Source organism: Wolbachia endosymbiont of Cylisticus convexus, from assembly GCF_003344345.1.
On record NZ_QPIP01000077.1, the window covers coordinates 1 to 7,706 of the forward strand.

The 7,706-nt window shown below is 36.9% G+C and carries 7 protein-coding genes and 1 tRNA gene; 1 reads left to right on the forward strand and 7 read right to left on the reverse strand.

Going from position 1 to position 7,706, the window contains the following annotated elements; genetic code table 11:
- From Wcon_RS07335 to Wcon_RS12120, 7 genes are all read right to left on the reverse strand, one after another.
- The coding region (locus tag Wcon_RS07335) for a hypothetical protein (protein WP_147269164.1) at positions 1-180 on the reverse strand (180 nt) is incomplete at its 3' end.
- Positions 177-797 carry a group II intron maturase-specific domain-containing protein gene (locus tag Wcon_RS07340; protein WP_114517628.1) on the reverse strand — a complete coding sequence of 207 codons (621 nt, stop codon included), beginning with the start codon at positions 795-797 and terminating at the stop codon, positions 177-179. The genes Wcon_RS07340 and Wcon_RS07335, both read right to left, overlap by 4 nt.
- Positions 770-1,660: a reverse transcriptase domain-containing protein gene (locus tag Wcon_RS07345; RefSeq protein WP_114517629.1), complete on the reverse strand. Its 891-nt coding sequence runs from the start codon at positions 1,658-1,660 to the stop codon at positions 770-772. The genes Wcon_RS07340 and Wcon_RS07345 overlap by 28 nt, the downstream gene beginning before the upstream one ends.
- Before the next feature lie 1,075 nt (positions 1,661-2,735).
- A tRNA-Ser gene (locus Wcon_RS07355) sits at positions 2,736-2,822 on the reverse strand.
- A gap of 31 nt (positions 2,823-2,853) precedes the next feature.
- Complete coding sequence (locus Wcon_RS07360) at positions 2,854-3,651, reverse strand: DUF2163 domain-containing protein (protein ID WP_114517735.1); 798 nt, start codon at positions 3,649-3,651, stop codon at positions 2,854-2,856.
- Positions 3,652-4,021: 370 nt separating this feature from the next.
- The gene (locus tag Wcon_RS07365) at positions 4,022-5,734 is read right to left on the reverse strand and encodes a WD0745 family porin (RefSeq protein ID WP_458694578.1); all 1,713 of its coding nucleotides are present in this window, start codon (positions 5,732-5,734) and stop codon (positions 4,022-4,024) included.
- Positions 5,735-5,743: 9 nt separating this feature from the next.
- Entirely contained in the window at positions 5,744-6,034 is a 291-nt protein-coding gene (locus Wcon_RS12120) for a hypothetical protein (RefSeq protein WP_237350103.1), read from the reverse strand.
- Between the two features lie 331 nt (positions 6,035-6,365).
- Here Wcon_RS12120 and Wcon_RS07370 point away from each other — a divergent pair, with 331 nt between their 5' ends.
- Positions 6,366-7,658, forward strand: a complete 1,293-nt coding sequence (locus Wcon_RS07370) for a lipase family protein (protein WP_114517736.1) — start codon at positions 6,366-6,368, stop codon at positions 7,656-7,658.
- The last annotated feature ends 48 nt before the right edge of the window (positions 7,659-7,706 follow it).

Here is a 7,706-nt window from a genome sequence, read left to right on the forward strand (position 1 = left end):
GAACGAGTAAGAGTTTAGTGGACTGAGATATTTTCCACTAAACTCTCCTCTAGGAACCGTACTTGAAAGTTTCCCTTCATACGGCTCGAGCCATCTTAAGTCCTTTTCTCGAGAACCGGCAACAGCTTCCTTCAAATATTCTGGCATTTCAAATTCCTTACTAGGATTAACATTAATCATATCTTATCATCCTCATAAAGAGAAGGATTATTTGATCTACGTTTTTCAAAGTAGGCATACCATTCTTTATCGTAGGGATTTGCCTCAGCTTGAATTTTCTTGTGGCGACGAATTGGTACGCTTGTTGCTTGAAAGAGTTCCTTCCACTCAACTGTACCTTTATTCTTAGTCAGCGCTGCAAAGCACCATCTTCTGGCTTCTTTTGTTTTAAAGTATTTCTCCTTAATCCAGCGTAAGCCTTTATTAGGGTGTCTGCGTTTTGACCATTGCCATAAGGCTTTAAAAATCTCAGAATCCACTTTCTCATAAGCTTTTCTTGCGCATATTCCCCTGTGGTAATAGACCCACCCTCGAATTTGAGGTGTGAGCAGTTCTATTACTTTTTCTTGGGTTGCTGCGCAGTTCTTACGAATCAAGCACCGGATGCGCTTCAGAAGTCGGTTTGTACTTTCTGCTGAAGGTTTGATGATTATCTTCCTTTCGTACTTACGTACTGTCTGACCTAGAAAATCAAATCCCTGTTCTACGTGTGTGATCTTGGTTTTTCCTGTGGATAGAGTTAACCCTCTGTCGCTGAGGAAATCCTCTACTAGCCTTTTAACTTTAGTCTCAAGAATTTCTTTTGATTTTCCAGTGTTACTATGAAGTCATCCGCGTAGCGAATCACGTGCACACCATATTTCTTGCGTTTTCTTGTTCCCTTCTTCCCGAAATGTTTACTGATAACATTTTCGAAACCATCAAGGGTCAAGTTAGCAAGTACAGGGGAGATAATTCCTCCTTGTGGAGTCCCTGCTATTGTGAAGCGGAACATTTGTTTTTCTATGAACCCAGATTTTAACCATTTGCTGAGAATATTCTTTTCTATTGGAATTGAGCTTTCTAACCAGCAATGGTCTATTTCATCAAAACACTTCTTAATATCCGCCTCTAGGATCCATTGCGATCTGTCGCGTCCCGCCAAAGTTTTGTGGATCTGGCTTATCGCATCAGCAGCTGAGCGATGTTTCCTAAATCCGTATGAGTGTCTATCTCCTATTGTTTCTGCAACAGGATCAAGTCCCATAAGATATAAGGCCTGCATCGCTCGATCTTTCATAGTGGGAATACTAAGAGGTCGCTTGCTGCCTGTAGGTTTGGGGATATAGACTCGTCTCAAAGGTTGAGAGCGATATCCTCGTTGCCTCAGGTTTGCAATTCCTTGAGATTTTGCTGAAGGGCTCTGCCACAACTGGTTGTCAACACCAGCTGTACATTTTCCTTTATTTGAAGTTACGCGTTTTACTGCCAACGCTTTAGCACTAAAACTACGTGTGAGGAGGCGTTGTAAAGTTTTCACTTTATTCCATCTCCTAGCTTTTGTTGCCTGAACAATACGAGCTTGTAGCCTTCTGGTATTTTTTTTACACTGAAACCAGTTAATTTGATTCCAGTGTTCTGCTGTACCGAAAGGTGCACTTACAATTTTACCTGTAACCATCTGCTTTCCTCACTTAAAAGGTTTTACAAACAATCTTGTTCAAGATGACCGTAGTGGACGTCAGTTCTCTTTCGAGCCAGATAACGTTTAAACCTGTATCTCATCCATTACAGATGAGCATTCACTTTTTCCACACTCCCAATCCCACATATCCATCAGTCTTTCTCATGATCAACCTTACTGAGTAAAGAAATTACCCAGAGATATATGGGGTTTCCGTGTTCCACCTATCAAACAACGAGCGGGTTAGGATTGATCTATACACCGGTGGTGTTTATGTTTGCGTATCAGATGCGTTCACGCTGATAACCTACCACATACCTTTTGGTCCAAGCCTGTCAGTGTCTTTGGCTTGTTCGATTTAACGATGCTTACGATCATTCACTTCTGTTATCCATACCGTTCACCCTAGCCCCCGTGCCAACTTGACACTTATAGCATCGTTCCTTCTTCACAGACCGAACTTCTCCTTTTCGGGCGGGTTCATTGTCCTAAACGCTTTGCATAAGACATTACTGTACTTATACAGTTTAGTAGGGTACGAGTGGCAAAACACTCGGTTTAGTCAGTGCTAAACAGTTTAATAGACGACTTTCACGTCACACGAACGCGTAATTGTTTTTTGGATCAAGAAATTTAGAAAAAGCCATAAGACATTCGCTTAAAAAGTACTAATAATTATACAATATTTTTCTCGATTTTTCAACATAATATCCTCCCAGCATTAACTTACTGTGACCTTTCCGGTTGACCCACTGCGATTCTTTGCAACATTTATCTCTAATTCGTTATTAGCGTCGGTTTTATAGTAACTGTCTCTGTAGAGTAGTTTGTTCCTGACTCTCACAGGTCTGCTAATTGCGGTCTTTTGTTTTGTCTGTCTATCTACTTTACGATTTATTTGTGATAATGCTACGGTAGACGAATTTTCTCTAATAAAAGACAGTTGTAAAATGTGCTAATAATAAACAAATTGGTCAACCAAGTGTACATAATTATAATGCGATTACAAAAGCTCAGCAATTAACCCAGTCTAAGTAGGACAAAAACACTGTGTTATACTAGAAATAATGTGCGGAAAAGGGGGGATTCGAACCCCCGACATATTTTCATATGTGCACGCTTTCCAAGCGTGTGCTTTAGACCACTCAGCCACCTTTCCATGCTTATTCATAATATTAAAAATTGTGCTGCTAAACAACTGGTATGTATGGTTCGCCACGGAAATTCACAGTATTGTTAAACTTGTTTTTGCAGGTTAAAAATGCTTTATCACAACCTGCAAGTATCAAATATTTATCCCCAGTAGAAATTTTATATGGAGATAAAGCAAATAATGTAACTACTTTATTTTTGTATTCCTTAACTACAACTTCAAATGTTGCTGGACTAAAGAATTTCACTACTCCATGCTTATAATATCCATCGCTTTCGACCAAATTAGTGTCTTCAAATCTTCTTTCGTCTATCACTTTAGTAATCGTGCTTGTTCTACTAAACTTTTTAGCATCAGTTTTACATTTATCGTCGCAAAATTGTGCCCTGCATACAGGAGAATACAATTCTGATATGCTTTTCTCAAGCTTTGCCGCAAGCCCTCTAATTTCAGCGATAAACCTACCACTATTTAATGTTACTTTACCAAAAGTTCCAAAGTGCAGACTCATCATTCCTTGACTTAAATCTTTATAATTCACAAGAAATATTTCAATATTTGCAAAATCATACCTTCCTGATAAAACATCTTCTTCTTTAATATCAGAACTATTTAATATCTCTTCAATTTCTAGATTGTCAGTTCTCAAATCGCTGTTTAATAGTATACTACTAGCTGTAAACCCACTTGAAGATTTATAGAGTATATTATTGACATTTAAATCCTCGTCATAGTCAGTGAATCCCATTACTTCCCCACTTACAAGCGTTAATTTCCAGCAAGTAGCGATGGTAAGTAATTCTCCAGCTAAATGGTTTTTTAATTTGGTTTGCATAGTTGCCTCCCGCTTAATTGATTAAATTTGAAAAGTTCGATAGGTAAGGGATTATGATGATTTACCCATTATCTGAGTAGTTATAGGGTGTCATGCCAGTACCCAGATACTGGCATCCAGTTAAATTTACGGGTATAAAAGTAGCTGCTTTATGTCAAAATACAACGTTTCTGATGATGATGGAAACCAGTGTCACGCACTGGGATGACACCACCTGTTATGCGAATTAAAACAAACGCTTATACAATCGTGTGTCACGCACTGGGATGACAGGAGAAAGGACACCATATGTTTATTTGATCGACAAATAAAACACTGAGAGACAAGACACACACCACATTCAAGTTGTGGTGTGTATTACTAGGACTAATTAAAAAGAAAACTTCACACCAGTGAGTAGAAGGATTCCTTGGTTAGAAGGTACATTGTTAGCATCTTTATCTTGTATCGCACCTTTTTCGTCAGTCATAAAATAATGTAAGGCTGCATAAGGAACAAACTTGCTCTTACTGCATGAAGAAGATAGATCATATTGAACACCAAGTGCAACATCATGAAGCATATCTTTGTCATTCATTGTGCTGCCAAAGTATGTCAAGCTTGTATAGACATTCTCATATTGATAGCCAGCACCTGCAGTCCAATACATGGTATTTTCACCAAACTGAGCCTTCAGTCCTCTCATCCTTACGTCACTATCAGGAAGCGATTCATATTCATCCAAGTATCTACCAGAGTTAACATCAATCAGCGGTTTAATACCTTTTGGTTGACCAGACTTGCCCAAATATGCAAAAGAGGCAGCAAACTTTATATTTTGACCTTCGTCAATCTTATAATCAGCACTTGCACCTAAATTAACACCCCTAAGGTCATTGTACTCTACAAATTCCCTATAAGAATGCTTATCTTTATTTAGTTCCTTTGCATGACCATACTCACCAACCACGGAAGTTTTAACTTTTATGTTATGTTTACTAAAGTCATATTCATATGATGCGCCAGCGCTTACTATGTGCTCATAGCCTGGACCAACATGTCTTACTATATCATAATCCTCCTTTACAACAGATAAACTATTATCGTAACGAGGTGAGTAGCTAATACCAAATCTCGCACCCATATAATTTGGCGAGTAGTAAGCAGCTCTAAACGGCAATGTAGTCATAATATCTTTGTTGTATTTCCCTGCCATACGGAAGGAGAGTTTCTCACTCTCGCTCGAGAAGCTTTCAGTGTAAAGACGTGGTGTTACGTAAAATGGAAAGTTTGCAGCACTTCCTTCTAAGTTCACTTTCCTGAACCAGTCACTATCTGCAGCTCCGTCAACAGTTGCAATCCTTGTTGCATCAAGTCTCATTAGAGACTCAGGACCAAACTGATAGCCAAGTTTCAGATCACCATATTTTGAATTTAAGAATACATGTGAACTTCTACCTCTTGCAGCATTCACACCTTGTGAAGCTCCTTTACCTTCAGTCACTGGAACATGAAATTGCACATCAGCACCATAAAGAAGTCCTAAATCTTCATTTTTGTTTTCAGCTCTTAAGTGCAATATTGCATCTGAAATCATGCCCATGTTTTCGCTGTAATCACCAATATTTCCTATCCCTTCAGGAAATACTGGATCTGCTCCTTTTATAAGATCTTCAGGAGTAGCAAAATAACCTACCAAATTCCCTGGCATAACATTATAACGCTCATAGCCACTTAACCCATAGTTACCATAACCTTGAGAATCAACAACACCACCAAAAGTTATCCTTAAGCCATCCTTTCCTTGGTTGGTATCGATAATATCAACGCCACCAACTGAAACAACAGGACTTGCCTTACCTTTTTCCTCTGTATTGCTGTTAACAACTTTTACATCCTTTTTTATATCTTCAGCTTCAATTTTAGCATTCTTGGTTTTAGAACCCTTAGTTTTTGACTTTTCTACATTAGAATTTTTAACTTTCAGGGCTTTCGCCTTTGAATCCTCTATAAGTTTTGCTTTTTTCTCATTTGCCAGTCTGATTTCTTCTTTTTCTTTTGTTCGGCTGCTAATTTTAACTCTTCTTTTTCTTCTTTTGTTCAGCTGCTAATTTTAACTCCTCTTTTTCTTCTGCTCAGCTGCTAATCTTAGCTCTTCTTTTTTCTTAAGCTCTTCAGCTTTTTTTCTTGGATCAGCATTACATATCCTGTCCATTTTTTCTTTTAGTTTTTTATTTGATGTCCTCATCACTTCCATCTTTCCAGAAGCTTTGATTGACTCGTTACTCTCTTGCTTTTTCACTTCCTTCATACTCTCGTCAGAAAAGTCAGCAGCAAAGCCACTGAAAGAACATAAAGTCAATAGAGAAGCTAGAGCAGTTCTAGTATAAATAGATTTTTTCATGAAGTGCCCCCAAAAAATTTTAAAATCATAACATAAATAGTATAAGGATGTTGAAAATCCAACTTAAAGCAACCTTATAGCGAAAATAAAAGTAAAATGCAATACTTTAAAAGCAACTTTCTTAATACGCTCAACGTGTATATTAACCAAAATTTAGCACAAAGGTCGCTTGTTAGTACATTGTAACTCTATATTTATTCTATGGAAGTAAAATTTACTCAAAGTGAAAGCACAAAAAAGATTAATATATTAATATAAGTTGTTGACAATAATATTAATTTGTATTATAGTTGATAGATTATTGTTTTATTTTCAGTAGATTAAGGTACTTATGGATTTTAGTTTTTTACGCAATTGGTTTAGCGCTACAGGTAGTGGCATAGATTTACAATTAGATAAACCTGAACAGTCAAGCTCCATTTCATTAAATGACAGCAAATGTGAGATGAAAGGATATGATGATGAGTTTGAGATCATTGAAGATTATGAATTTATAAATCGTGCTGACCCAAATGAACCATGTTCTTTACCTTTTGATTATCAAATAGATGAAAGTATTGTAAAAATTGCAGGATTTGATAGAGAGAAATTATTGGAAATGAGTAATTTCTGCAAGATAAGCTATGGCGATGATGATGAAAAATTAGGTGAAAAAAAATGTAACAATCTAGCTCAAAGAGTATACAAAACTAAATTTGAAACTACAGAAGATTTTGAGATTATTCCATCTACTGAAAAAATGTATAAAACTAGAGCTGAACTTATTAGCGAAGGTTATGAAATTATTCCATTTGGTAATAGCTTTGAAAAAGATGCTGGTCATGTTTTCATAAAAGGTAAAGAAATTACAATAGCTTACCACGGTACTCGTCTGAGCCATGGTGTAAACGATGGAATCACTGATGTAAATGTACTTTTTACTACTTCGGAATTTTTACCTGAAGGTGGAAGAATGCATAGAGGATTTTATAATTCATTTACGGATTCATGGCCTAATCTTTATGGCATTTTGAAATCTCGTGCTGAAAAACAAGGATCAAAAATCAAAGATTTTAAATTTAATCTCACAGGTCACAGTATGGGAGGAGCTATTGCCAAGATAGCTGCTTTATGCCTCAACAAAACAGAAGGAGCTGAAGATATCCATGTTGCAACTTTTGGTGATCCACGAGTTTTTGACCTTACTGCTAGTGAATTTTATAATGATGTTCTGCAAGAAAAAACCATTAGAGTAACTCAACATAGACAAGATCCAGTGCCGGCGGTATCACCTGGTGTCTTTGGTTATGCTCATGTAGGTGCACAATTAAGAATATCAGTACCTGAAGGATATTCTGTTCATAAAATGGATGGTTATCATGAAGCCATTAAAATAATGGATGAAAATGACTTCCAATCAAACAATAACGTTTCTCTCTTTTACTACCCTTCGAGAATATTAAGCCGAATTAACTGTGCAGTTCTAGGTAATGCTCAATATTATGCTGCTAATTTAGGGAATTATATTTTTAGTGGGTCAAATTTTTTCGAAGAAGTAAAAAATAAAAATTCTTCTCAGCTTGAACAAGCAGAAGTTAAGCAGATGGCATATGAGAATGCCTTGTCTACTGCAAGGAGTTTATAACTATTATTATGGTAGCAATTATTAGATGTATCTGTTCTAGATGCATGG